The organism is Methylobacterium sp. ap11, assembly GCF_900110515.1.
Lineage (GTDB): Bacteria > Pseudomonadota > Alphaproteobacteria > Rhizobiales > Beijerinckiaceae > Methylobacterium > Methylobacterium ajmalii.
This window is the reverse complement of sequence record NZ_FOEB01000004.1, coordinates 232,657-256,712: the sequence shown is the minus strand read 5'-3', so window position 1 is coordinate 256,712 and position 24,056 is coordinate 232,657. Positions and strand designations below refer to the sequence as shown.

The 24,056-nt window shown below is 71.0% G+C and carries 18 protein-coding genes, 1 tRNA gene and 1 pseudogene; 5 read left to right on the top strand and 15 right to left on the bottom strand.

Translation table 11 applies throughout. The features are described from left to right. Positions 1–11: 11 nt before the first annotated feature. The 3 genes and pseudogenes from BMX97_RS07800 to BMX97_RS07790 all read left to right on the top strand — a co-directional run bounded on the left by BMX97_RS07800 (position 12) and on the right by BMX97_RS07790 (position 2,053). Positions 12–87: transfer RNA gene (locus BMX97_RS07800), tRNA-Ala, on the top strand. 667 nt (positions 88–754) lie between these two features. Further along, positions 755–994 (top strand): annotated as a pseudogene (locus BMX97_RS33570) (transposase); the annotation flags it as partial. Positions 995–1,201: 207 nt separating this feature from the next. After that, a complete protein-coding gene (locus tag BMX97_RS07790; protein ID WP_091747640.1) occupies positions 1,202–2,053 on the top strand; it encodes an alpha/beta fold hydrolase in 852 nt (283 codons plus the stop codon). A gap of 532 nt (positions 2,054–2,585) precedes the next feature. Here BMX97_RS07790 and BMX97_RS07785 read toward each other — a convergent pair. The 10 genes from BMX97_RS07785 to BMX97_RS07740 all read right to left on the bottom strand — a co-directional run bounded on the left by BMX97_RS07785 (position 2,586) and on the right by BMX97_RS07740 (position 17,876). Further along, on the bottom strand, positions 2,586–5,765 hold the full coding sequence (locus BMX97_RS07785; protein WP_091747637.1) for an efflux RND transporter permease subunit: 3,180 nt from the start codon (positions 5,763–5,765) through the stop codon (positions 2,586–2,588). Position 5,766: 1 nt separating this feature from the next. Continuing rightward, on the bottom strand, positions 5,767–6,987 hold the full coding sequence (locus tag BMX97_RS07780) for an efflux RND transporter periplasmic adaptor subunit (RefSeq protein ID WP_091747634.1): 1,221 nt from the start codon (positions 6,985–6,987) through the stop codon (positions 5,767–5,769). Positions 6,988–7,369: 382 nt separating this feature from the next. Beyond that, entirely contained in the window at positions 7,370–8,344 is a 975-nt protein-coding gene (locus BMX97_RS07775; RefSeq protein ID WP_091747631.1) for an HpcH/HpaI aldolase/citrate lyase family protein, read from the bottom strand. 377 nt (positions 8,345–8,721) lie between these two features. Next, positions 8,722–11,481, bottom strand: coding sequence for a phosphoenolpyruvate carboxylase (locus tag BMX97_RS07770; RefSeq protein WP_091747628.1), 2,760 nt, complete (start codon positions 11,479–11,481; stop codon positions 8,722–8,724). Positions 11,482–11,719: 238 nt separating this feature from the next. Beyond that, complete coding sequence (sucD, locus tag BMX97_RS07765) at positions 11,720–12,619, bottom strand: succinate--CoA ligase subunit alpha (protein WP_091747625.1); 900 nt, start codon at positions 12,617–12,619, stop codon at positions 11,720–11,722. A 14-nt stretch (positions 12,620–12,633) separates the two neighbouring features. Then, on the bottom strand, positions 12,634–13,803 hold the full coding sequence (locus tag BMX97_RS07760; protein ID WP_091747622.1) for a malate--CoA ligase subunit beta: 1,170 nt from the start codon (positions 13,801–13,803) through the stop codon (positions 12,634–12,636). A gap of 194 nt (positions 13,804–13,997) precedes the next feature. Beyond that, on the bottom strand, positions 13,998–14,636 hold the full coding sequence (gene fchA, locus BMX97_RS07755) for a methenyltetrahydrofolate cyclohydrolase (RefSeq protein ID WP_091747619.1): 639 nt from the start codon (positions 14,634–14,636) through the stop codon (positions 13,998–14,000). Further along, the gene (locus tag BMX97_RS07750) at positions 14,636–15,496 is read right to left on the bottom strand and encodes an NADP-dependent methylenetetrahydromethanopterin/methylenetetrahydrofolate dehydrogenase (RefSeq protein WP_091747616.1); all 861 of its coding nucleotides are present in this window, start codon (positions 15,494–15,496) and stop codon (positions 14,636–14,638) included. The genes fchA and BMX97_RS07750 overlap by 1 nt, the downstream gene beginning before the upstream one ends. 80 nt (positions 15,497–15,576) lie before the next feature. After that, positions 15,577–16,515, bottom strand: coding sequence for a D-2-hydroxyacid dehydrogenase (locus BMX97_RS07745; protein ID WP_091747613.1), 939 nt, complete (start codon positions 16,513–16,515; stop codon positions 15,577–15,579). 170 nt (positions 16,516–16,685) lie between these two features. After that, positions 16,686–17,876 carry an aminotransferase class V-fold PLP-dependent enzyme gene (locus BMX97_RS07740; protein ID WP_091747610.1) on the bottom strand — a complete coding sequence of 397 codons (1,191 nt, stop codon included), beginning with the start codon at positions 17,874–17,876 and terminating at the stop codon, positions 16,686–16,688. 594 nt (positions 17,877–18,470) lie between these two features. On the opposite strand from BMX97_RS07740, the gene BMX97_RS07735 reads away from it, so the two are divergent. Both BMX97_RS07735 and BMX97_RS07730 read left to right on the top strand, forming a co-directional pair. Next, the gene (locus tag BMX97_RS07735; RefSeq protein WP_091747607.1) at positions 18,471–18,698 is read left to right on the top strand and encodes a hypothetical protein; all 228 of its coding nucleotides are present in this window, start codon (positions 18,471–18,473) and stop codon (positions 18,696–18,698) included. A gap of 152 nt (positions 18,699–18,850) precedes the next feature. Then, positions 18,851–19,156, top strand: a complete 306-nt coding sequence (locus BMX97_RS07730) for a hypothetical protein (protein WP_091747604.1) — start codon at positions 18,851–18,853, stop codon at positions 19,154–19,156. Between the two features lie 70 nt (positions 19,157–19,226). On the opposite strand, the gene BMX97_RS07725 is transcribed toward BMX97_RS07730, so the two are convergent. From BMX97_RS07725 to BMX97_RS07705, 5 genes are all read right to left on the bottom strand, one after another. Further along, a complete protein-coding gene (locus BMX97_RS07725) occupies positions 19,227–20,018 on the bottom strand; it encodes an ATP12 family chaperone protein (protein WP_091747601.1) in 792 nt (263 codons plus the stop codon). A 43-nt stretch (positions 20,019–20,061) separates the two neighbouring features. After that, positions 20,062–20,724, bottom strand: a complete 663-nt coding sequence (locus BMX97_RS07720) for an HAD-IA family hydrolase (protein WP_091747598.1) — start codon at positions 20,722–20,724, stop codon at positions 20,062–20,064. Positions 20,725–20,823: 99 nt separating this feature from the next. Further along, positions 20,824–21,315, bottom strand: a complete 492-nt coding sequence (locus BMX97_RS07715; protein WP_244538323.1) for a hypothetical protein — start codon at positions 21,313–21,315, stop codon at positions 20,824–20,826. Positions 21,316–21,502: 187 nt separating this feature from the next. Then, positions 21,503–23,053: an RluA family pseudouridine synthase gene (locus BMX97_RS07710; protein ID WP_091747595.1), complete on the bottom strand. Its 1,551-nt coding sequence runs from the start codon at positions 23,051–23,053 to the stop codon at positions 21,503–21,505. 105 nt (positions 23,054–23,158) lie between these two features. Further along, positions 23,159–23,989, bottom strand: coding sequence for a ParA family protein (locus BMX97_RS07705; RefSeq protein WP_091747593.1), 831 nt, complete (start codon positions 23,987–23,989; stop codon positions 23,159–23,161). Between the last annotated feature and the right edge of the window lie 67 nt (positions 23,990–24,056).

The following is a 24,056-nucleotide window of genomic DNA, read 5'->3' as shown; positions in this document are numbered from 1 at the left end:
GGATGAATGATGGGGCTTTAGCTCAGCTGGGAGAGCGCCTGCATGGCATGCAGGAGGTCAGCGGTTCGATCCCGCTAAGCTCCACCAATCCCTTCCTGCACCAGATCGTGACGGGCTGCTTCGGCGGCCTTTTTGCTGTTTCGAGATGGCGGACCGCCATGCACTCGACGCCGGCCGGTCGCGACCCCCCGGGTGCCCGCGGCCGGGGCGGCACGTCGAGGGTGTTCCGTGCCGCGGTCGATCGGCGTCCGCGCCTCCGCCGGACCGTGACGGGCGCGCCCTGAAAGTTCCCGTCGCGCGTTGCCCCGGGTGATGCACCGTGGCCCCGCGAGCCGCGTTCGTTGCGGCGCGGCGACAATCATGCACGGCACGGCGACGGTATTTCGCATTCCGCCGCGATCGTTTGCAGTCTTCGAAGACCAATCCACCGCTGTCCTGCCGGGGCGGTGATCGTGTCGCCCTTCGTCATCATTGACGTTGCGGTGCGGGACATGATCGACTGTAGCAGTGTGAAGTGAGCTTTTCTTCATTTCATTCCTCAAATGCTAACAAGCATTTACAAACCGAAACATCTAATCTTCTAAGTAACCTCCGGGTTGTTAGCGCTATGTCAATGTTCGAACGCAAACGATCTCGACGTTCGCATCGGCTGAGCTGGCCGAAGAAACTTCAACCGCCGGTCGTTGCAGTGATTGAAGAAGCGGATTACCCTTGGTAATATGATTCTCACGGAAGCGTGAACGAGGGGATGGTGATGTTGACGGAGGCGCAGTGGGCTATGCTCGCACCGTTGCTCGAAGGGTGCCGGCCCCGGGGCAAGACTCAACCCCACGACCTCAAGCGGACCATCGACGCGATTCTCTGGCGGCACTGGCACGATACCAACTGGCGCGCCGTCCCGGCCCAGTACGGCCCGTGGTGGATGGCGGCGCAGACCTTCATCCGCTGGTCGCGCCTCGGCGTCTGGGAGCAGCTCCTCCCCCGGCTCGAGCAATCCTTCGTCGAGGCGGGCCTGCCGGTCCCAGGCATCGACCACGACGAGTTCGCCTATGGCGGCGCCCGCAAGAAGGAACTGCAGGACAGCGAACTGCAGGTGCGCCAGATCGCCAACATGCTGCTCAGCGTCCAGCAGCAGCAGGCCGTGGCCTGAGCCGCGCCGGGGGAGCCGCACCCTCCCCCCGCTCCGGCTACGGAGGGCGCCATGTTCGTCTCCGTCAACGGCGTTCGCCTGTTCGTCGACGTGGAGAATGCTGGGCTGGTGCCCGAGGGCGACGGCATGCGGGAGAAGCCGACCTTGCTTCTCCTCCATGGCGGTCCGGGCTTCGACCATAGCGGCTTCAAGCCCCTGTTCTCCCGCCTGAGCGACGTGGCACAGGTGGTCTATGTCGATCAGCGCGGCAACGGCCGGAGCGAGGACGGCGACCGCTCCGCCTGGACGCTCGCCCAATGGGGCGACGACGTGAGGGGCTTGTGCGATGCCCTCGGTCTCGTCCGGCCGATCGTGCTCGGGATGTCGTGGGGCGGGTTCGTCGCCCAATCCTACGCGACGCGCCACCCCGACCATCCGGGCAAGCTCGTCTTGGTGAGCACGGCCGCCAAGGTCGATTTTCCGGCGATGTTCGCGATGTTCGGCCGCCTGGGCGGTCCGGAGGCCGCCCGCATCGCCGAGGCCTACTGGACGGACCCGACCGCCGAGCGGCGGGAGGCGTTCATCCGTGTCTGCCGGCCGCTCTATCGCCGCACCCCGGCGGACCCGGCCGAGCTGCACCGCGTCCGGATCCGCCACGACACCGCCCTGCACTTCAACGGCCCGGCCAACGAGCAGGGCCGCATGGATTTCCGCTCCGCCCTCGCAGGTCTGCGCTGCCCCGTCCTCGTCGTGGCGGGCGACCGCGACCCCGTCGTGCCGATGAGCGTCAGCGAGGCCCTCGTCGCGGCCCTGCCGCCGGGCAGGGTGCGGTTCGAGCGGTTCGCGGATTGCGGCCACGGCGTGTTCGCAGACGCGCCCGAGCGCGCCGTCGCGGTCCTGCGGGATTTCATCGGAACGGCGTGACGGCGCTCCGGCATGAGAGCAGCGCCCGATTGCAGCGCACGGTCCACGATACTGACGGATACGGTACGGTCGGTTCTCGGCTTCTCGTCGGCCATCCCTCTTTCCCGGACGACTGCAGCGAAGCGGGAGGAGATCCGGGACCCAGCATGAGAAGTCGCGAAGCGTCCTTGTGTCCGCAACGGCGCAGTAGGAAGAGCCGCTTCGCGGCGCTCTTTTTGCTGGGTCCCGGATCTCCTTCCGCTTCGCTGCAGTCGTCCGGGAAAGGGGTGAGCTTTCTCGGAACGCCTGCATGCCGGCATCCACCGTCGTCAGTGTCCTGTGCCCAGGCATTGCACCCGGACGCTGCTCTAGCTTTTTGACTGTGCAGCAATTTCTATCGACGAACCGGCATCCACTTCGTCGGAAGAATGCTCCAGGCGATGGTCTCACACGGCGCCCTGCCCCGGCCCGTCTTCCGCGGCTGCTCCGGCGTGACATCGAAGGCAAGATCGTCTCACGCCCGCTGACGATCCGAGCGCGCGGGAGCCCGCCCCTACTCCGCCGCCTCCCGCAGCCGCCGCGGCTCCTCGTCCTCCGGAGCCTCGTCCCTCGCCTCCGGCCCGTGCGCGCCGCCGGACAGCCACGTCGAGAGCCGGTCGAGGTAGATGTAGATCACCGGGGTGGTGAACAGCGTCAGCACCTGGCTCACCGCCAGCCCGCCGACCATGGCGTAGCCGAGCGGCTGGCGGATCTCCGAGCCGGTGCCGGTGCCGAACATCAGCGGGATGCCGCCGAGCAAGGCCGCCATCGTGGTCATCAGGATCGGGCGGAAGCGCAGGCTGGCGGCCTTGCGGATCGCCTCCTCGGGGCCGATCCCCTCGGTGCGCTCGGCCACGATCGCGAAATCGACCAGCATGATGCCGTTCTTCTTCACGATACCGATCAGCAGGATGATGCCGATCAGCGCGATCAGGCTGAAGTCGTAGCCGAACCACAGCAGCATCGCCAGCGCGCCGACGCCGGCCGAGGGCAGGGTCGAGAGGATCGTCAGCGGGTGGATGTAGCTCTCGTAGAGGATGCCGAGGATCAGGTAGACCACCACCAGGGCGGCGACGATCAGGAGCGGCACCGTCGAGAGCGATTGCTGGAACGCCTGCGCGGTGCCCTGGAACCCGGTCGCCAGGGTCGCGGGCACGCCGAGGTCCTGGGCGGCCTTGTCGATCGCGGCGGTCGCGGTGCCGAGTGCGACGTTCGGGGCGAGGTTGAAGCTGATCGTCACCGAGGGAAACTGGCCCTGGTGGCTGATCGAGAGCGGCCGCACCGGCTCGGTGCTCCAGGTCGCGAAGGCCGCGAGCGGCACCTGGCCGCCGGTCGTCGGCGACTTCACGTAGATGTTGCGTAAAGAATCCGGGTTGCCCTGGAGCGCCGGCAGGATCTCCATGACGACGTGGTAGCTGTTGAGCTGGGTGAAGTACTGCGCCACCTGGCGCTGGCCGATCGCGTCGTAGAGCGTATCGTCGATCAGCTGCGGGGTAATGCCGAAGCGCGAGGCGGCGTCGCGGTTGATCGCCAGCGTCAGCGTCGTGCCGCTGGTCTGCTGGTCGGTAGCGACGTCGCGCAGCTCGGGCAGCGTCCTGAGCTTCTCGAGCAGCCGCGGCGACCAGGTGTTGAGCTCGTCGAGGTTCGGGTCCTGCAGCGTGTACTCGAACTGGGTGCGCGAGGCGCGCCCGCCGGTGCGCACGTCCTGCGAGGCCTGGAGGAAGACCTTCACGCCCTCGAGCTCGGCGAGCTTGGGCCGCAGCCGGCCGATGATCTGGAAGGCGTCGGCCTCCCGCGCCTCCCGGGGCTTCAAGGTGATGAACATCCGGCCGGAATTGAGCGCCTGGCCGCTGCCGCCGATCGACATCGCGACGCTCGCCACGTCCGGGTCGGCCTGGATCACCGCGCCGACCGCCTGCTGGCGGTCCTTCATGGCGGCAAACGAGATATCCTGCCCGCCCTCGGTGATGCCGACGATGAGGCCGGTATCCTGCTGCGGGAAGAATCCCTTCGGGATGATCGCGAACAGGTAGCCGGTAAGTGCCACCGTGCCGAGGAAGGTGAGGAACGTGACGACGTGGTGGCGGAGCGCCACGTCGAGGGCCGATTCGTAGGCCCGGAGCAACCCGTCGAAGACGCGCTCGCTCCAGCGGTAGAGGCGCCCATGCGCCTCCGCCTTGTGCTCCTTGAGGAAGCGCGAGGCCATCATCGGGGTCAGCGACAGCGACACGAAGGCCGAGACGCCGATCGTCATCGACAGCACCACGGCGAATTCGCGAAACAGCCGGCCGATGATGCCGCCCATGAGCAGCAGCGGGATCAGCACCGCGATCAGCGAGACCGAGATCGACACGATGGTGAAGCCGATCTCGCCGGCGCCCTTGAGCGCCGCCTGCATCGGCTTCATCCCCTCCTCGACGTGGCGGGCGATGTTCTCCAGGACGACGATCGCGTCGTCGACCACGAAGCCGACCGCGATGGTGAGCGCCATCAGCGACAGGTTGTCGAGGGTGTAGCCGGCCATCCACATCAGCGCGCAGGCGCCGAGCAGCGCCAGCGGCACCGTCACGCTCGGGATGATGGTGGCCCAGACCGAGCGCAGGAACACGAAGATCACCGCGACCACGAGCGCGATGGTGAGCGCCAGGGTGAACTGCACGTCCTCGACCGAGGCGCGGATGGTCTGGGTGCGGTCGCTCAGCGTCTTCACCGTCACGCCGGCCGGCAGCGAGGCGGTGATGCGCGGCAGCTCGGCCTTGATCCGGTCGACCGTGTCGATGACGTTGGCGCCCGGCTGCTTGAAGATGACCAGGAACACGCCGCGCTGCCCGTCGGCCCAGGCCGCCTGCTTGGCGTCCTCCGGGCCCGCCACCGCCGTGCCGATGTCGCGCACCCGCAACGGTGCACCGTTGCGGTAGGCGATGATGACGTCGTTCCAGTCCTTGGCGCGGGTGAGCTGGTCGTTGGCGTAGACCGTGTAGCTGCGGGTCGCGCCGTCGAAGTTGCCCTTCGGGCTGTTGACGGTGGTGACCGAGAGCTGGGTGCGTACGTCCTCCAGCGACAGGTCCTTGGCGACGAGCTTGGCCGGGTCGATCTGCACCCGCACCGCCGGCTTCTGCTGGCCGCCGATCAGCACCTGGCCGACGCCCGAGACCTGGCTGATGCGCTGCGCCAACTGCACGTCGGCGGCGTCGTCGACCTCGATCAGCGGCAGGGTGTCGGAGGTCACCGAGAGCAGCAGGATCGGCGAATCGGCCGGGTTCACCTTGCGGTAGGTCGGCGGGCTCGGCAGGGTCTTGGGCAATTGCCCGCCGGCGGCGTTGATCGCCGCCTGGATGTCGTTCGCCGCCGCGTCGATGTTGCGGCCGAGGTCGAACTGCACCGTGATCGACGAGATACCGAGCGCACTCGTCGAGGTCATCTGGCTGACGCCCGGAACCTGCGCGAATTGCCGTTCCAGCGGCTGGGCCACCGAGGAGGCCATGGTCTCCGGGCTGCCGCCGGGCAGCTGCGCGGTCACCTGGATCGTCGGGAAATCGACCTGCGGCAGGGGCGCGACGCCGAGCAGCGGATAGGCCACGATCCCGATGAACAGGATCCCGGCCATGATCAGCGAGGTCGCGATGGGGAAGCGGATGAAGTAGCCGGAGATGCCGCCGCGCGCGGCCTCCCCCTGCCCGGTGCCGAGCTGCATGTCAGCGCGCCTCGCTCTGGGTCAGGGCGGCGTTGTCCGCCTGGCGGGCGGGCGCCCCGGGCTTCGGCCCGGCCGCGGGCGCCGCCTCGGCGACGAGCGCCCCGTCCTGCACCCGCGACTGGCCGCGCCAGACGACCGTCTGGCCGGGCGTCAGGCCCTTCAGCACCTGGGTGCGGCCGTCGTTGGAGCGGCCGACGACGATCGGCTGCATCCGGGCTTTCATCCCGTCGTCGACCGCGAAGGCGTAGAGACCGTTCGGCCCGTGCTGCACGGCGTCGTCCGGCACCGTGATGGCGTCCGGGACCGTGCCGGTGCGCATCCGCGTCGAAACCGACAGGCCAGGCCACAGGGCATGGTCGCGGTTGGCGAAGGAGGCCTTGAGCCGGACCGTGCCGGTCGCGGTGTCGACCTGGTTGTTGACGAGGTCGAGGCGTCCGTCGGACAGCTTCGTCATCCCGTCGGTGCTCCAGGCCTCGACCGGCACCGGGCCGGCAGCGAGCGCCTTCGACACCTCGCGCAACTGCTCCTCGGGGGCGGTGTAGACCACGAAGATCGGCTCGACCTGGGTGATCGTGACGATCGCGGTCTGTTGCGCGGCGTTGACGATGTTGCCGACGTCGATCTGGCGGAAGCCCGTGACGCCGTCGATCGGGGCCTGGATCGTGGCGTAGGAGACCTGCGTCGCCGCGTTGTCGATCGCCGCCTGGTCGCCGGCGATCTGGGCGGTGAGCTGGTTCACCGTGGCGCCCTGCGTCTCTGTCTGCTGGCGCGAGGCGTAGTCGCCGAGCTTGGTGTAGCGCTCCAGATCCGCCTTGGCATTCTTCACGTTGGCCTCGTCCTGGGCCTTCTTCGCCTTGGCCTGGTCGAGGGCGGCCTGGTAGGGGCGCGGATCGACCTGGGCGAGGAGGTCGCCCTTCTTCACCACCTGGCCTTCGCGAAAGCCGATCTTCAGGATCTCGCCGTCGACCCGGCTGCGCACCTGCACGGTGTTGTAGGCCTGCACGGTGCCGAGGCCGGAGAGCACCACGCCGAGCGGGCCCTGCTCGACCTTGGCCAGGGTGACCGGCACCGGGGCGGGGCCGCGGGACGCCGCGGCCTTCGGCGGCTGCGCGCGCTCGCGCTGCCACGCGTAGGCCCCGCCGGCGCCCGCCAGGATCGCGAGGGCGAGAAGCCACCCGCCGCGCCGGCGTTTCGTTGCGTCAGGGCCCTGTTCTGATCTCATCGGTCGCACGCTTCCACTCGGGCATCGTCCGACCTTGCGAGAGTGTCCCGCCGGACGATGCGGCAATGTCGAAGACCGGAAGGCCGCGTGCAGCGTCGTGCGGCGCGCAAAACCTGATCCGGAGCCGGTCGCGGCGCCCGTCACTGGGCCGCCGAAGCGGCTTGCGCGGGCCGGCATCCTTCGAGCGTATGCCACTCGACTGTTTCTAGCGTGTGCGAGGACCGTGCGTCGTCTGCGCGCGGCGGACAAAGCTGATCCATCCACGGTGCAGGGCTGGCCGGCACCGTGGATGGATCGGAGACCTTGCGGACGTGCTCTCCGGCGGTGGGCCGGCCCGGCGGCCGGCCTCCGCGTCCCTATCGTCGGGGCATGCCGGTGGCTTTCAGGCCCGCGCCATGGCGTCGGCCTTGCCGATCAGCGCCTCGGCCATGCGGATCGACGCGATGTCGATGAGGCGCCCGTCGAGCGAGACGGCGCCGCGGCCGGCCTTGGCCGCCTCCTCCATCGCCGACAGGATGCGGCGCGCCTTGGTCACCTCGGCCTCGCTCGGGGTGAAGACCTCGTTGGCCAGCTCGATCTGCGAGGGGTGGATCGCCCACTTGCCCTCGAAGCCGAGCGCCGCGCAGCGCCGGGCCGCCGAGGTGTAGCCGTCCGGGTCCGAGAAGTCGCCGAACGGGCCGTCGATCGGGCGAAGCCCATAGGCGCGGCAGGCCACCAGCATCCGGTTCTGGGCGAACAGCCACGGATCCTGCCAGTGGGTCTGGCGGGCGCCCGCCTCGTCTTTGTCGGTCAGCACCGAGTAGTCCGGGTTGACGCCGCCGATCACCGTCGAGCGGGCGCGCAGCGAGGCGGCGTAGTCGGCGACGCCGAACGACATCGCCTCGAGGCGCTTCGAGGACTGGGCGATGGCCTCGACGTTGGCCATGCCGAGGGCCGTCTCGATCAGCACCTCGAAACCGAGCTTCTTCTCGCGGCGCTTGGCCTGCTCGATCTGCGTCACCAGCACGTCGATGGCGTAGACGTCCTGCGGCACGCCGACCTTGGGGATCAGGATCATGTCGAGGCGCGGGCAGGCCTCCACGATGTCGACCACGTCCCGGTACATGTAGTGGGTGTCGAGGCCGTTGATACGGATCATCATCGTCTTCGAGCCCCAATCGATCTCGTTGAGGGCCTGGACGATGTTCTTGCGCGCCTGCTCCTTGTCGTCGGGCGCGACCGCGTCCTCGAGATCGAGGAAGATCACGTCGGCGGCGGACTTGGCCGACTTCTCCATGAAGGTCGGGTTCGAGCCCGGCACCGCCAGCTCGGAACGGTGCAGGCGGGGCGTGGCTTGCTGGACGAGGGTGAAGCTCATTGGTGTTCCTCCGGGGAGAGATCTTGGCGTTCCGTCGGGGACGGACGCAACGTGGCGGAAGGTGGGGGGCGTGGGCCCGGTGGGGTGCGGGTTGGTGCCGGGGGGACCGACGGGCGCGGGTTTCCCCCTCCCCCCTCTGCGGGGGAGGGTGGCCTGCGGAGCAGGCCGGGAGAGGGGACGCCGCTTCCGGAGACATCGTGACCATGGTGACGGGCGGTCCCTGGAACAGCGTCGCGCTGCCCCTCTCGGCGGGACTTCGTCCCGCTGCGCTCGCATCCGCTCGCCACCCTCCCCCGCAGAGGGGGAGGGAGAAACCCGCGCCATGACGTCTCCGATGGATGACGTCTCCGATGGATCGGAGATCGAGCGGGACGATCTCACCCCGTCGCCCCGAACCCCGCGGCGACGCAGTTGATCGAGAGCAGCAGGGCCGATTTCAGCGTCTCGCGCCTGTCCTCGTCGGTCTCGGCCCGGAAGCGGCGCAGGAGGTCGACCTGCTCGCGGCCGACCTGGTTGAGCACCGGCAGCCGCGCGGCGAGCCGGCCGCGATAGAGCGGGAAGCGCTCGGCGAGGCCGGCCGCGCCGCTCACCTCCAGCACCATCGCGCAGGTCAGCCGGTACTCCGCCTCGATCATCGCGAAGATCGCCTCGCGGGCGCCCTCGTCCGGGCAGAGCGTGGCGAACTCGCGGGCGATGCCGAGATCGACGGTGAGCAGGGTCTTTTCCACCTCGTCGAGGATCAGCCGGAAGAGCGGCGAGTCCTCGAACATCCGCCGCAGCAGCGCCCGGCCGCCCTCCCCGCGCACGTCCAGCAGGCTCTTCAAGCCGCTGCCGACCCCGTACCAGCCGGTGATGCCGTGCCGGTTCTGGCTCCAGGCGAACACCCACGGGATTGCCCGCAGGTCGGCCAGGCTGCGGGCGCCGAAGCGCCGGGCCGGCCGCGAGCCGATGTTGAGGAGCGCGATCTCGTCGAGCGGGCTCGCGGCGCCGAAATACGTCACGAGGTCGGGATGCGTGATCAGCCGGGCATAGGCCGCCCGCGAGGCGCCCGAGAAGGCCTCCAGCGCGTCGTCGAACTCGGCGGTCGCCGCGGCCTGGCCCGGCCGCGGGGCGGCGTCCAGCACGTGGTCGAGCACCGCCGAGGCGAGCAGCTCCATCTGGTAGGCGGCGGTGCCGCGGTTGGCGTACTTGAACGAGACCACCTCGCCCTGCTCGGTGGTGCGGAACCGGCCCCGGATCGAGCCCCGCGGCTGGGCCGCGATGGCCCGGGCGGTGGGAGCGCCGCCGCGGCTGACCGAGCCGCCGCGGCCGTGGAAGAACGCGATGGCGAGGCCGGCCTGCTCGCCGACCTGGGTCAGCTTGCCCTGGGCCTTGGCGAGCTCCCAGTTCGAGGCGACGAAGCCGCCGTCCTTGTTCGAATCGGAGTAGCCGATCATCACCTCCTGCACCCCGCCCTGCTGGCGGGCGGAGCGGCGCACCACCGGCACCTTGAGGAGCGCCCGCATGATCGCGGGGGCCGCCCGCAGGTCGTCGATGGTCTCGAACAGGGGCACGATCGGCAGCGGGCAGACCTCGATGCCGGCCGCGTCGAGGAAGACGCCCGCGGTCTTCGCCAGCAGGTAGACGCCCAGGATGTCGGGCACCGAGTGGGTCATCGACAGCACGAAGGCGCCGAAGGCCTCGCGGTCGAGGCTGCCGCGCATCTCCGCCACCAGCCGGAAGGTGGCGAGCGTCTCGCGCGCCTCCTCGGACAGGCCGTCGAGGTCGGGCAGGCCGTCGAGCGGACGGGCGAGCTCGGCTTCGAGCCAGGCCATCCAGGCCGGCGCGTCGACGTCCGGCGGCTCGCCCGCTCCCTCGCCGTGCTGGCGCCGCCACAGGGCCTGGAGCGCCCGGGTGGTGCGGGTGGTGTTCTCGCGGATGTCGAGCCGCACCGTCGAGAAGCGGAAGATCTCGACCATCCGGCGCACCGGCCGCACCATGTTGGCGGCGAGCGAGCCGCAGCGCGCCTCCGACAGCCCGTTTTCGAGGTCGCGCAGGTCGCCGATCAGCTCGTCGGCGTCGGCGTAGCCCGCAACCTGCGGCTTCTCCGGTCCGGTGCCCTCGAGTCCCGCCACCGTCGCCTCCAGGCGCCGGCTGAGGCAGGTGAGGAACTGGCGATAGGGCTCGCCCGGGTTGCGCTTCGCGATCGCCTCGCCGTCCGGTTGGCGGGCGAGCTGGTCGGCGAGCGCCGCCGCGAAGGCCTCGGGCACCGGCAGCGAGCGGGCGCTGATCGAGAGGGTGCGGGCGAGCGCGGTGATGCCGTCGCGGTAGCGCCTGAGGCTCGCGAGCGCGTTGCGCCGCAGCGTGCGCCGGGTCACCTCGGCGGTGACGAAGGGGTTGCCGTCCCGGTCGCCGCCGATCCACGAGCCGAACTGGAAGAAGGCCGGCACCTCGAACCGGGCGCCCGGATAGGAGGCCGCGAAGGCCTCCTCCAGGGAGTTCAGGGTCTCGGGCAGCATCTCGAACAGGGTCTCGTCGAAGAAGTGCAGACCCCAGGCCACCTCGCGGTCGACGGTCGGCTTCTCGAGGTGCAGCTCGCCGGTCATCCAGACCAGCTCGACCTGATCGCGCAGGTCGTCCATCAGGGCGTGGCGCTCGCGCTCGGTCCAGCGCGGCATCTCCAGCTCCTTCAGGATCAGGTAGATGCGCCGGAATTTTTCCAGCACCGTGACGCGCTTGGCCTCGGTCGGGTGCGCCGTCAGGGTCGGGCGCACCCGCAGCGACGACAGCACGCCGTGCACCGTCTCGGGCGGCACGCCCTGGGCGGCGGCCCGGGCCAGCACCGCGCTGAAGGAGTTCTTGAGCCGGTCGCGCCCGGCATTGCGCTCGACGTGGCGGCGCCGGCGCATCGCGGTGTTCTGCTCGGCGATGGCGATGAGCTGGAACCAGATGCCCTGCACCTGCAGCGCCCGCGCCGTCAGCTCCGGGCTCAGCCCGGCGATGTCCGCCTGCCCGCGCAGAACCGCCTCCAGCTCCGGCTGGTGGCGCCGGCAGACGTCGACCAGCGAGCGAAACAGCACGTCGAGCGCCACGCGGTCGTCGGTGCCGGTGATCAGCGGGGGAACGAAGGGCGTGTCGGGAACGGGAGTGTGGATCATCGGGAGCTCCCCGGTGGGGGGTCGAGGGAGGATTTTTCGAAGTGTCGCGCGGCCTCCCCTCTCCCGTGTGGGAAAGGGGCCGGGGGATCGAAGATCCCGCGTGATGAAGCTGTGACCGTCGGGCTGGCAGCGAACCGGCTAGAGCCTGACTCAGGACCGTGTCACCCTCACCCCTACCCCTCTCCCACACGGGAGAGGGGATCCCGCGCTGGTCGCGGGAGCCGCGCGGTCAGGCGCGTCACGCCGCCTTGCGCCGGGTCGCCATCACCTCGGCCATGGTCGTCCCGAACGCACCCGGGCTCGGGGCGACGGTGAGGCCGTAGGAGCGCATGATCTCGGCCTTCTCGGCGGCGCTGTCGCCGGCCGCCGAGATGATCGCGCCGGCATGCCCCATCTTGCGGCCCTTGGGCGCCGTGAGCCCGGCGACGAAGCCGACGACGGGCTTCTTCATGTTCTTCTGGATCCAGGCCGCGGCCTCGGCCTCCTGCGGGCCGCCGATCTCGCCGATCATCAGCACGGCCTCGGTGTCGGGATCCTCCTCGAACAGCGCCAGGTGGTCGAGGAAGGACGAGCCGTTGATCGGGTCGCCGCCGATGCCGACCGAGGTCGAGATGCCCAAGCCCACCGCCTTCATCTGGGCGGCGGCCTCGTAGCCGAGCGTGCCGGAGCGCGAGATCACCCCGATATTGCCCTTGAGATAGATGTGGCCGGGCATGATGCCGAGCATCGACTTGCCGGGCGAGATGATGCCGGCGCAGTTCGGGCCGACCACCATCGGGCGGCGCTCCTTGGGGTAGCGGCGCAGGTAGCGCTTGACCCGCATCATGTCCTGGGCCGGAATGCCGTCGGTGATCGAGCAGATCAGCCGGATGCCGGCATCCGCCGCCTCCATGATGGCGTCCGCCGCGAAGGGCGGGGCCACGAAGGTGATGCTGGCCTCGGCGCCGGTCTCGCGCACCGCCTGGCGCACCGTGTCGAAGACCGGCACGCCGTGCTCGCTGCGCCCGCCCTTGCCCGGGGTGACGCCGGCCACGACCCGCGAGCCGTACTCGACCATCTCGCGGGCGTGGAAGCTGCCCTTGTCGCCGGTGATGCCCTGGACCAGGATCGGGGTCTTCTCGTCGATCAGGATGCTCATCGGGAAAATCCTCCTCAGTGCGCCGCGCGGACGGCGGCGACGGCCTTCTCGGCAGCCTCGGTCAGGGTGTCGGCGGTGATGAGGTCGAGCCCGCTCCTCTCCAGGATCGCCTTGCCGGCCTCGACGTTGGTGCCGGCGAGCCGCACCACCAGCGGCACCCCGATCTTTACCTCGCGGGCCGCCTGGACCACGCCCTCGGCGATCCAGTCGCAGCGGTTGATGCCCGCGAAGATGTTGACGAGGATCGCCCGGACGTTCTGGTCGGAGAGGACGAGGCGGAAGGCGGTCGCGACGCGCTGGGGCGAGGCGCCGCCGCCGACGTCGAGGAAGTTCGCCGGCTCGCCGCCGGCATGCTTGATCATGTCCATGGTCGCCATGGCGAGGCCGGCGCCGTTGACGATGCAGCCGATCTCGCCGTCGAGGCCGATATAGCTCAGGTTGTGCTCGGCGGCCTGGGCCTCGCGCGGGTCGCTCTGCGACGGGTCGTGCATGTCCGCGATGGTGCGGCGGCGGAACATCGCGTTGTCGTCGAACGACATCTTGGCGTCGAGCGCCAGGACCCGGTCGTCCCGGGTGACGACGAGCGGGTTGACCTCCAGCATCGTGGCGTCGCAATCGCGGAACGCCCGGTAGGCGCTCATGATCGTCTTCACGGCGGCGCCGACCTGCTTGATGTTCAGGCCGAGCTGGAAGGCGAGCTCGCGCGCCTCGAAGGCCTGGAGGCCGACCGCGGGCTCGACCACCACCTGGAGCAGCGCGTCGGGATCGGTCGCGGCGATCTCCTCGATGTCCATGCCGCCGGACTTCGAGGCCACCACCCGCACCCGCTCGACCTTCCGGTCGAGCACGATGCCGAGATACAGCTCGCGCTCGAAGGCATCGGCGCACTCGATGTAGACCCGCTGCACCGGCTTGCCCTCGGGGCCGGTCTGGTGGGTGACGAGGCGGCGCCCGAGCAGGTCGTTGGCGGCCTCGCGGACCTCGTGGGTCGAGCGGCACAGCCGGATGCCGCCGGCCTTGCCGCGGGCGCCGGCATGGATCTGCGCCTTCACGGCCCAGTGCCCGCCGCCCATCTCGGTCGCGGCGTAGACCGCCTGGTCGGGGCTGAAGGCCACCGCGCCCTTCGGGATCGGCACCCCGAAGCTCGCGAGCAGCTCCTTGGCCTGGTACTCGTGCACGTCCATGGCGTCCTCCTCGGGTTTTGGGCAAAGGCTCCCCGTCCCGGGCGCGAGGGGGTTCCTCGCGCCCGGCTCGACAGCCCGGTGCATTGCTTCGGTTCGTCTTGCCCGGCGGTTCGCCGGTCTTCGATCGTCTTGCCAGGCGCGAGGCCGGGCCTGGATCGTCTCGGCCGGCCCGGCGGCGCCGGGCCGGGTTCGGCTCAGGTCAGCTTGGCCTTCACCAGGCCGTAGACCCGCTCGGTGAGGGCGTCGGCGCCGTCGAGGGCCCGGGCCAGGTCGGCGAGGCGCCCCTCCGCGAAGGTGCGGTCCTCGATCGCCTTGGCGTTGACGTAGACGTTGAGGGCGGCGCTGCGCAGGCCGGCCTGGGCGGCCAGCACCGCGACGCCCGCATCGCTGACCACGTTGAGGTTGCCGCGCTCGGCGACGCCCTCGCAGAGGTCGATCACCGCCCGGCAGGTCCTGGCGCAGGCCAGCGGCACGTCGGTGGCGAGCCGCAGGGCATCCTGGATCGCGGCGGCCCGGGCCGCCTTGTCCTCGTCGGTCGCCTTCGGCAGGCCGTAGGCGCCCATCACCGCGTTGAAGGCGCTCACGTCCTCGGCGATCATGCCGGTGAGCCGGGCCCGCAGGCCCTCCGCCCGGTCGCGGGTCGCGATCATCTCGGCCTCGACCTCGGCGTACTTCTTCTTGCCGATGGTGAGGTTGCAGACCATCGAGACCAGCGCCGCCCCCATGGCGCCGGAGATCGCCGCCGCGCCGCCGCCGCCCGGCGTCGGCCGCTCGCTCGCCAGACCGTCGAGGAAGCCGCGGATCGTGTCCTCGGAAGCGGGTGCGTCGGTCATCACGCCATCTCTTTCGCGAGCGCGTAGATCTCTTCCGCGTCGAGGACGAGCTCGGCGCTCTCGAACAGCCGGGCGATGCAGGCCCGGTGCAGCTTGAGCTTCAGGCCGCCGATGCCGAGCGCCCCGAACACCACCTTGCCGTGGCGCTCCTTGCCCTTGTCGGTCGCCTCGATGCCGGCAAAGCCGAGCGGCGGCTGGGCGTTGTAGTCGGCGATGAAGCCGAGGCTCCTCGCCTCGCTCCACTGCGCCTCGGAGGCGAGCTCGAGGCCGATCGCGCCGGCCGCGAAGGCCACGTCGGTCTCGGCGAGCGCCGCGCCGCGGGAGTCCGCGTCGGGCGTCTCGATCGCCTTGATCTCGACCTTGAAGCGGGTCTCGATGGCCTTGGCGGCGTCCTGCGCCTTGGCGAGCTGGCGCCCGGCCAGCGTCACGCTCGCGCCCTCCTTGGCGAGCAGCGCCGCCGAGCGCATCCCGACCGGGCCGGTGCCGGCGAGCACCAGGGCGCGCTTGCCCTGGAGCGAGCCCGCCGCCTTGGCGACCAGCGCCACGCCGGCCGCCGCCGTGGTGTTCGAGCCGTTCGAGTCGAGCATGCAGGAGACGCGGAACGGGCCGAAGAAGCGCTTGCGCACCGCCTTGAACACCGCCTCGCCGGCCGCCATGCTGCCGCCGCCGACGAAGATCGCGGTCGACTTCTTCTCCGCGCCGCCGCGGGTGTAGATCGTGCCGTCGACCAGAGCCCCGACGGTGTCGGGGGTCACGTTCGGGTAGACGGTGATGATGTCGGCGCCGCCGTCATAGCCCACCACCACGTCGAACACGCTGGGCATCGGGTCGGTATCGAACTGGAACAGGAGCTTCTTCATCGTCGTCCTTTCCGCCGCGGGTGCCCGAGGGCCGCGCGGGGGGGTTGCGCAGGAAGTGCGGGTTAGCGCTCGCGCCCGCCCTACTCCACCACGTTCTGCGGCCGGCCGGCCACGAAGGCCTCGATGTTGTCGACGAGCTGGTCGGCGAGGATCTGCATCGCCTGCTGGCTCGCCCAGGCGACGTGCGGGGTGATGATGAGGTTCGGGACGTCGAGGGCGAGCAGCGGGTTGTCGTCCCGCGGCGGCTCGCTCGTCAGCACGTCGAACCCGGCGCCGCCGATTGTGCCGGCTTGGAGCGCCTCGGCCAGCGCCGCCTCGTCGACGAGGCCGCCGCGGGCGGTGTTGATCAGGATCGCGTCGCGCTTCATCCGCGCCAGCTCGTCCCGCCCGATCATGTTGCGGGTCTCAGGGGTCAGCGGCGCGTGCAGCGTGATCACGTCGCTCTCGCGCAGGATCGTGTCGAGGTCGACGAGGCCGTCCTGGGGCATCACGTCGTAGGCGATCACCCGCATGCCGAGCGCCTCGGCCCGCTTGCCGATCGACTTGCCGAGCGCGCCGTAGCCGACGATGCCGAGCGTCGAGCCGGCGACATCGCGGATCGGGTAGTCGAAGTAGCAGAAGTGGCGCGCCCTGCCCCAGTCGCCCCGCCGCACCGAATTGGCGTAGGGCACGATCGCGCGGCGCAGCGCGAAAATCAGGCCGATGACGTGCTCGGGCACGGTGTTGAAGGCGTAGTTGCGGATGTTGACGACCGTGATGCCCTGCGCCTTGGCGGCGGCCTTGTCGATCACGTCGGTTCCGGTGGCCGCGACCGCGATCAGCTTCAGGTCCGGCAACTGGCGCAGGGTCGCCTTGCGCATCGGCACCTTGTTGAGGATGGCGATCTGGGCGCCCGCCAGCCGCTCGACGATCTCGTCGGGCGCGGTCACCGGGTACTCGGCGTAGTCGTGCGGGAAGTCCGGGCGCCGCAACTCGGCGTCGAGGGTCTCGCGGTCGAGGAAGACGATGCGGTGGGACATTCGGGTCTCCGGTCGCTCTTGTACCCCTCCCTTGGGGCACGGCGCGGCACAATGGCACGACGGGCGCGGCCTGGCAGCCGGTCGGGGCGGGACGCTCCAGGGTTTCCCCCGTCCGCCCCGCAACCCCGTCACGGGGCGCGCGTCCGCCGCACGGCCGGATCGTCGCGCCGTCAGCGCGCCTCCTGGCTCCCGCGGAGCGACGTCTGGGCCGCCGCGACGCCGCTGCCCGGCTCGATCCGGATGCCCGCATCCAGCATCGCCATCTCGACGCCGGCGAGCGCGCCCAGCAGCATCAGCTCGTTGAGGTCGCCGATATGGCCGATGCGGAAGAGCTTGCCCGCCACCTGCGACAGGCCGGCCCCGAGAGCGAGGTTGTAGCGCTTGTAGGCGATGTCGATCACCTCGGCGCCGTTGACGCCGTCGGGCACCATCACGGCGCTCACCGTGTCGGAGTGCCACTTCTCCTCCTTGGCGCAGAGGGTCAGGCCCCAGGCCCTGACGGCGGCGCGGGTGCTGTCGGCCAGCCGCCGGTGGCGGGCGAAGACGTTCTCCAGTCCCTCGTCCTCGACGCAAGCCAGCGCCTCGCGCAGGCCGTAGAGCATCGGCAGGGCCGGCGTGTAGGGGAAGTAGCCGGTGGCGTTGGCCTTGGCCTGGTCGCCGAAATCGAAGAACACCCGCCGGCACTCGGCGGTCTTCGAGGCCTCGAGCGCCCGCTTGCTGGCGCAGACGATGCCGAGGCCGGCCGGCAGCATCAGGCCCTTCTGCGAGCCGGTGATGGCGCAGTCGACCCGCCATTCCTCGGCCCGGAAGTCGATGCTGCCGATCGCCGAGACGCCGTCGACGAACAGCATCGCCGGGTGGCCCGCCGCGTCGATTGCCTTGCGCACCGCGCCGATGTCGGAGGTGACGCCGGTGGTGGTCTCGTTGTGGACGACCAGGACCGCCTTGATCCGGTGCTCGCGGTCGGCCCGCAGGGCCTCCTCGATCCGGTCCGGGTCGGCGCCCCTGCCCCACTCCTCCTCCTGGATCTCGACGTCGAGGCCGACCCGGCGGGCGAGGTCGATCCACAGCGTGCTGAACTGGCCGTAGCGCGGCGCCAGCACCCGGTCGCCCGGGGAAAGGGTGTTGGTGAGCGCCGCCTCCCAGGCGCCGGTGCCGGTCGCCGGAAAGAGGAAGATCTGGCCCTCGCGGGACTTGAAGATCTTCTTCGTCTCCTCGAACAGCGGCAGGGTCAGCTCGGGAAAGGCCGACGAGCGGTGGTCCTCGGACGGCACGATCATCGCGCGCTGCACGCGGTCGGGAATGTTGGTCGGCCCCGGAACGAAGAGGAAGTTGCGCCCCGGGCGTCTCGATCCAGCCATGTGTCTCCTCCAGCCCTGCGGGCTTCGGGCCGGGACCCTGCGTCCGGCCTCGTGAACTCGGTTCCCGCGCCACGGCCGCCGGAGGGCGGCGGGCGCGATGATTGGACGACCGGATCCCGGAGAGAGGGCGGCGCGCCGCCGACCGGCCCGGATCGCCGTGTCGAGGGCGACTATGGGGACGCTCCCGCCGCAAGGAAAACTGAAAAAACTTGAGCGGGTATTCAAAATTTTGAAAAGACGAAGGAGATCCGTCGAGTCTTTGGCCTAAAGTGGTAATCGGCTTCGACTTGGTGCGCCGCAGCATTTCGAGTGCTGTGCCGGTTCCTCAGTATCTCCGGGCCGGTGGCCGGCCTTTATCGTATGTCATCGCGGTTTCTCGACGCGACAGCTACGAAGAGCCCCGAGACGCGACGGATCGGGGGCCGGGGAGCGCCGATGACCACGAAATGGAGACGGAGCGACGTTTCATACGAAATCCGATTGGTTGCTTCGCAATGCGGATTTCGGCTTCGCTCGAGCGCCGCGCCGGCTGGTGATATGGGATCCGGAAGCAATCTTCCGGATCCCATATCACTGGCCGGATCTCGCTGTGCCATGCCGCGCCGGTCGCAGCGCCGGCCGACCTACAACCTGTTTCGCCGCCGCGCGGAGCCGGACCTGGTCTGCGCGGTGCCCAACGACTTCCCGGTGCCGGCCTTCCTCGCCGGCGGCGCCTGGACCTATGCGGGCAGCCTCTGCGCCGCATCCCCACCACCGCCGGGCTTTCGCACCGAAATGGCCGAGCACGGCGCCGAGACCTGCGGCTTCCACCTGTTCCAGTAGCTCCCGGCGGGCGTCGCGCCGCCGCCGTCGGGACCGTGCGTCGCCGCACGAGCTTTCTGAGAACCGCGGGCGGTCTCGCGCATTGTCTCGTCAAGATACACCTTGGCGGACCTGCGGCGTCGCATGATCTGCCGAGCACAGGAGATGCGGAGATGAGCCTCAAGACCGTCATCGCCGCCGGCCTCGTCATGGCCGGCTCCCTCTCGGCCGGCTCCCTCGCCGCTCACGCCGAAGGCAATACCCTGGACCAGGCCGGCATCCCGGCCCTCGACGTGCCGGGCTTCTCCGCGAGCGTACCCGCGGGCATGCCGCTCTTCGCCGCCCTGCCGAGCATGGCGCCCGGCGCCGAGGTGAACGTGCGCGGCATCGACACGAGCGGCCTCGTCGCCTTCACCCCGTCGGTGCCGCAGGCGATGGACCCGAACGCCGACATCGCCACCGGCTCGCTGCGGAAGTAACCGAACCGGCACCGGGGCCTCCGCCCCGGTCCGACTTTCTCGGGCGCCCGGATTCCGGGCGCTCTGGATCCTACGCGCTCAGGGCCGCGACCCGCGCCGCCGCCTCGAATTCGCTCCGCCGCTTGTCGAGGCGCGCTTCCGCCTCCGCGTCGCGGCCCCAGACCTCGGCCTGGAAGGTTTCGTCGACATGGGCTGCGGCCCAGCCCTCCTGCGGCGTCAGCCGGCCGTGCAGTACGGCGAGCGCGATCAGCACCGAACCGGTCAGGGTCGTCATCGAGTGCAGGCCCGCGAGCGCGGTCGGGCTCTCCACCGCCACGACGCTGCGGCGCACGGCCTGGAGCGAGGCCTCCGGCTGGGTGACGTGCATCACCCCCTCGCTCAGCACGAAGCGGGCGCCCAGGGTCTCGCGCGCCCAGTCGAGCACCGGGTCCCAGGCGGCGGCCTGCGCGGCGACGAGGCGGGCCGGATCGCCGGCCCGGTAGGCCAGGAGGTCGGTGCCCGCATAGGCCGTGAGGTCGTCGACCACCGCCTCGCGCCGGTCCGCCACTCCGTCGATCGCCGAGTTGACGAGGCGGGTCAGCGGCATCCGGGTCGGGTCGATGACCTCCTCCTGCGCCCCCCACTCCTCGGCCAGGGCCTCGGCGAGCGCCCGCTGCCGCACGGCGATCCGGCGTCGGGCCGGGCTGTGGGCCGGGCGTCCGTCGAGGACGAGGCGGAAGCCGTCTTCGGCCTCGGCGATTCCCGCCTCCTTGTAGAAGCGCTTCGGCAGGGCGGGTTTCGCCCCTTGGCGGGCGGCGCGCACCGGATCGGCGGAGCCGTCCGGGTCGCCGAGCCAGTCGCGGGTCACGTCGTCGTTCGTCATGCGTGCAGAGATAGGGTCTGTCGGGGGCGGTTGCGAGCCGGCCTCACCCGGCGGCGATGTGCCGGCGCAGGGCGTCGTCGAGGGCCGCGAAGCTGTCGACCACCGCGTCGGCCCCGGCCTCGTGCAGCGCCTCGGGCAAGTGGTAGCCCCAGCTCACCCCGAGGGCGGTGACGCCGGCGGCCCGGGCCATCGCCATGTCGTAGCTCGTATCGCCGATCATCACCGTGCGGGACGGCTCGGCCCCGGCCTCCGCCATCGCCTGGTAGAGCATGGCCGGATGGGGCTTTGAGGGGGCGTCGTCGGCGGTCTGGACCGTGGAGAACCAGCCCTCCCAGCCGTGCACCGCCACGAGGTGGTCGACGCCGCGGCGCGACTTGCCGGTGGCGATGCCGAGCTGCACCGCGGCCTCGCGGTTGAGCCGCGCCAGCAGGTCGGCGGCGCCGGGAAACAGCGCCTCGCGGATCTCCGCCATGGCACGCAGGCGGCCGAAGCTCTGCTTGTAGGCCTCGGACAGCGCCTCGACCGGCCCGTCGGCGCCGACGAGGGCGGTGAAGGCCTGCGGCAGCGACAGCCCGACCACGGAGAGCGACCGCGCCCGGCTCGGCGCCGGCAGCCCGACCGCCGCGAAGGCCTCGGCTTGCGCCGCCACGATCATGTGCTGGCTGTCGACCAGGGTGCCGTCGACGTCGAAGACGATCAGGGTCATGGCTGCGGGGTTGTGGCTACGCGATCGTGGGTGGGGCCGTCTCGTCCGGCCGGGGCCGGCGGGGGACGGCCCTCTGCCCGGGCCCTGCGGAGAAGCGCCTCAGGGACGGGTGCGGGCCGGCTGGCCCGGCTGGATCCGCTCATAGCCCAGGCGGCAGCGGATGAGGAAGCGGCGCCGTGCCCCGCCCTTCAGGCTGCGGCGCTGCGAGGCGCGGTTGCAGGCGGCGTAGCTCGGGCGCCGCCGCCGGGGCGTCGCGGCGCGCTCCTGCGTCGCCGGCCGGGCCGCGGTCGCGTCCGCCGGGACGGCGCGTCCTTCTTGCCGCCCGTCCTGCCGCCCGTCCTGGCGTCCTTCCTGCCGCGTCGCTGGAGGCTTGCCGTCCGGGCGGGGGCCGGGAGCGGCCGGTGTGGTGGCCGGAGCCGTCGCCGCCGGCGCGGCGGGGGCGGTCTGGCCCAGCGCCGTCCCGGCGCAGGCGAGGAGGCCGACCAGGCCGAGACCGGCGAGCGCGGCGCGTCCCAGGCCGGCAAGATGCCGGCGGGGAAGATTCTGAGGGCGAGGATTCTGAGGATGAGGATACTTGCGGGCGGGTCTCATGCGACTGGTCTCACTCCGGACGGGCCGCGGGCCCCGCTGGTGCCGTGTTCGCGGCGCCATCGAGAATAAGGCGCACGGGCCGCCTGCCAAGGCCTCCCGATACCGGGACCTCCCCTTGCGGAGCCCCGCTGTCGCGCAGGTCTCCCTCCCGGGCGGGCTCCCCGCCGAGGCGGGGAGCCCGGACGCGTCAGGCCTCCGGCGCCTCGACGATCGGGTCGTAGCGCGAGGCGTCGAAACCCAGCAGGTTCCAGCTCTGCACCATGTGGGGCGGCAGCGGCGCGGTCACGTCGACCGGCTTGGCGGTGCGCGGATGCGGGATCACGATGCGCCGGGCGAGCAGATGCAGCCGGTTTTGGATGCCGCCAGGCAGTTCCCAGTTCTCGATGTCGAAGTATTTCGGGTCGCCGACCAGCGGATGGCCGATATGGGCGGCATGCGCCCGCAACTGGTGCGTGCGCCCGGTCACCGGCTTCAGCGACAGCCAGGCGAGCTTCTGCCCGGCCTGGTCGACCAGCGCGTAGTAGGTCAGCGCGTGGCTGGCCCCCTCGTCGCCGTGCTTTGCGACCCGCATCCGGGCGTCCGCGTCGCCGATCTCCTCCTTGGCGAGGTAGGTCGAGATCCGGCCCTGGCGCACCTTCGGCACTCCGACGGCGAGCGCCCAGTAGATCTTGCGCGCCGCCCGCGACCGGAAGGTCTTGGCGAGCGTCGCCGCGGCGAGCCGGGTCTTGGCGATGATGAGGCAGCCCGCCGTGTCCTTGTCGAGGCGGTGGACGAGGCGCGGCTTCTGGCCGTCCTTGTCGCGCATCGCCTCCAGGAGCCCGTCGACGTGGCGGGTGGTGCCCGAGCCGCCCTGGACCGCGAGGCCGAAGGGCTTGTTGAGCACCATCATGTCCTGGTCCTCGTAGAGGATCAAGGAGCGCAGGAAGGCGAGGTCGCCCTCCGCCCGCGGCGAGTTCGGGGCCGGCGGGCGGGCCTCCAGGCTCAAGGGGGGCACGCGCACGCTGGCGCCGGGCTCGACCCGGTCGGCGGCCTTGGCGCGCTTGCCGTTCACCCGCAATTCGCCCTTGCGCACCAGGCTCTGGATGCGGGTGAAGGGCAGTTGCGGGAAGCGGGCCGAGAGGAAGCGGTCGATCCGCATCCCGGCCTCGTCGGCCGTCACCTCGAGGGTCTGCACGCCGGTGGCCAGCGCCTCGGCGGTCGCCTCGCGCAGGGCCCGCCGGGTCGGCGGCTTCGCGTCGGGGGCGCGGGGCTTGGTTTCCGCGTGGGTCTTGGCTCCCGAGCGGGGCGTGGCTTCCGTGCCGGTCTCGGCCTCCGGCGCGTCGGTCTCCGAGGCCCGGCGGCTGCGCGGCGCGTCGCCGGTCCCGGGACGCTCCTCGCGGCGCGGCCGGCGCGGCGGACGGTCCTCGGACACGCTTCCGGCGACCCGCTCGGCCGGCGGGCCGGAGCGCGGTCGCTCGGCGCGGGGCTTGGAGAAAGCAGGCTTGTTCGAAGCAGGCTTGGCCGCAGCGGGTCTCGCCGGCGCGCGGGCCGGGGCCTCGTCGCGCTCCCAGGGGGCGGCGTCGGTCCGGTCGCGGCCGAAGGGGGCGCGGTTGGACACGACCAGGCCGGCGGCGCGCTCGGCGGCGTCGCGCGCGGTGTTGCGCGGTCCGGTGCGGGCCCGCGGCGGGCGGCCCGAGGGCGATCCGCCCGGGCCGGTCCGCGACCGCCCGGAACCGCCGCGATGAGGAGGCTTCGTCATGACCGGGCTCGTACCATCGGCGCGCGCATCCGTCACGCCCGGCGAATCACGCTCTCGTCCGGATTCGAAGCCGGGTCCGGCCCGAACCCTCACGCCCCGTAATTCTCACGCCCACGAGCAGGCCCGCGAAAACCCCTCGCTGCGGCCGTGGGCCTCGGCGGCGCCGTGGGCGTCCTGCTCGATGCCGAAGCGCTGGATCAGGTCGTCGGCCAGGGCGGCGAAGTCGGCGGCGGCGCGAGCGTTCGGGCGGCAGCGGCGCAGGGGCTGGCGCCGGGCGAAGGCCTCGCTCACCGCCACGTCGGTGCGCACGCCGCGGACCATCTGCCCCGGGCCGAAGCCGGTGCGGAGCTGGGCCAGGGTATCCTTCTCGACGTTGGTGCGCAGGTCGATCCGCATCGGCGCGATGGCGAGGCCGAGGGGCGCGGCGCGGAAGCGCAGCATCGTGTCGTGGAACGAGCGGGCGAACTGGCGCACGCCGTCGAGGCCGAGGGGATCGAGGGTGGTCGGCACCACCACGCCGCTGCTCGGCAGGAGCGCGCAGATCATCACCGCCCGGGCGGAGGGCGGCACGTCGATCAGGACGAGGTCGTAATCCGGCAGGAGCGGCGCCAGCGCCGCGTCGAGGCAATGGCCGTCGTCGTGGCCCAGCTGCCCGTTGAAGCTGCGGTCGGCCGGGATGATCGCCACCCCGTCCTCGTCCGTCGCCTGGACCGCCCCGGAAAAGCCGCCGCCGCGCTGACGCAGCGGCGTGTGGGCGTTCGGCAGGCCGAGCTCGGCCAGCGCCCCGAAGCCGAGGCCGCTGTGACCCTGAGGATCGAGGTCGATCACCAGCACACGATAGCCCCGGCTGCCGAACTCGGCCGCGAGGTTGACAGTGGTCGTCGTCTTGCCGGTGCCGCCCTTGCAGTTGGCGATGGACAGAATGCGTGTGGTCATCACCGCTCCCGACCCGGATGTGACGCGACGTCGACCATCATGGCGAGGAACGACCTGCGGTCAACGG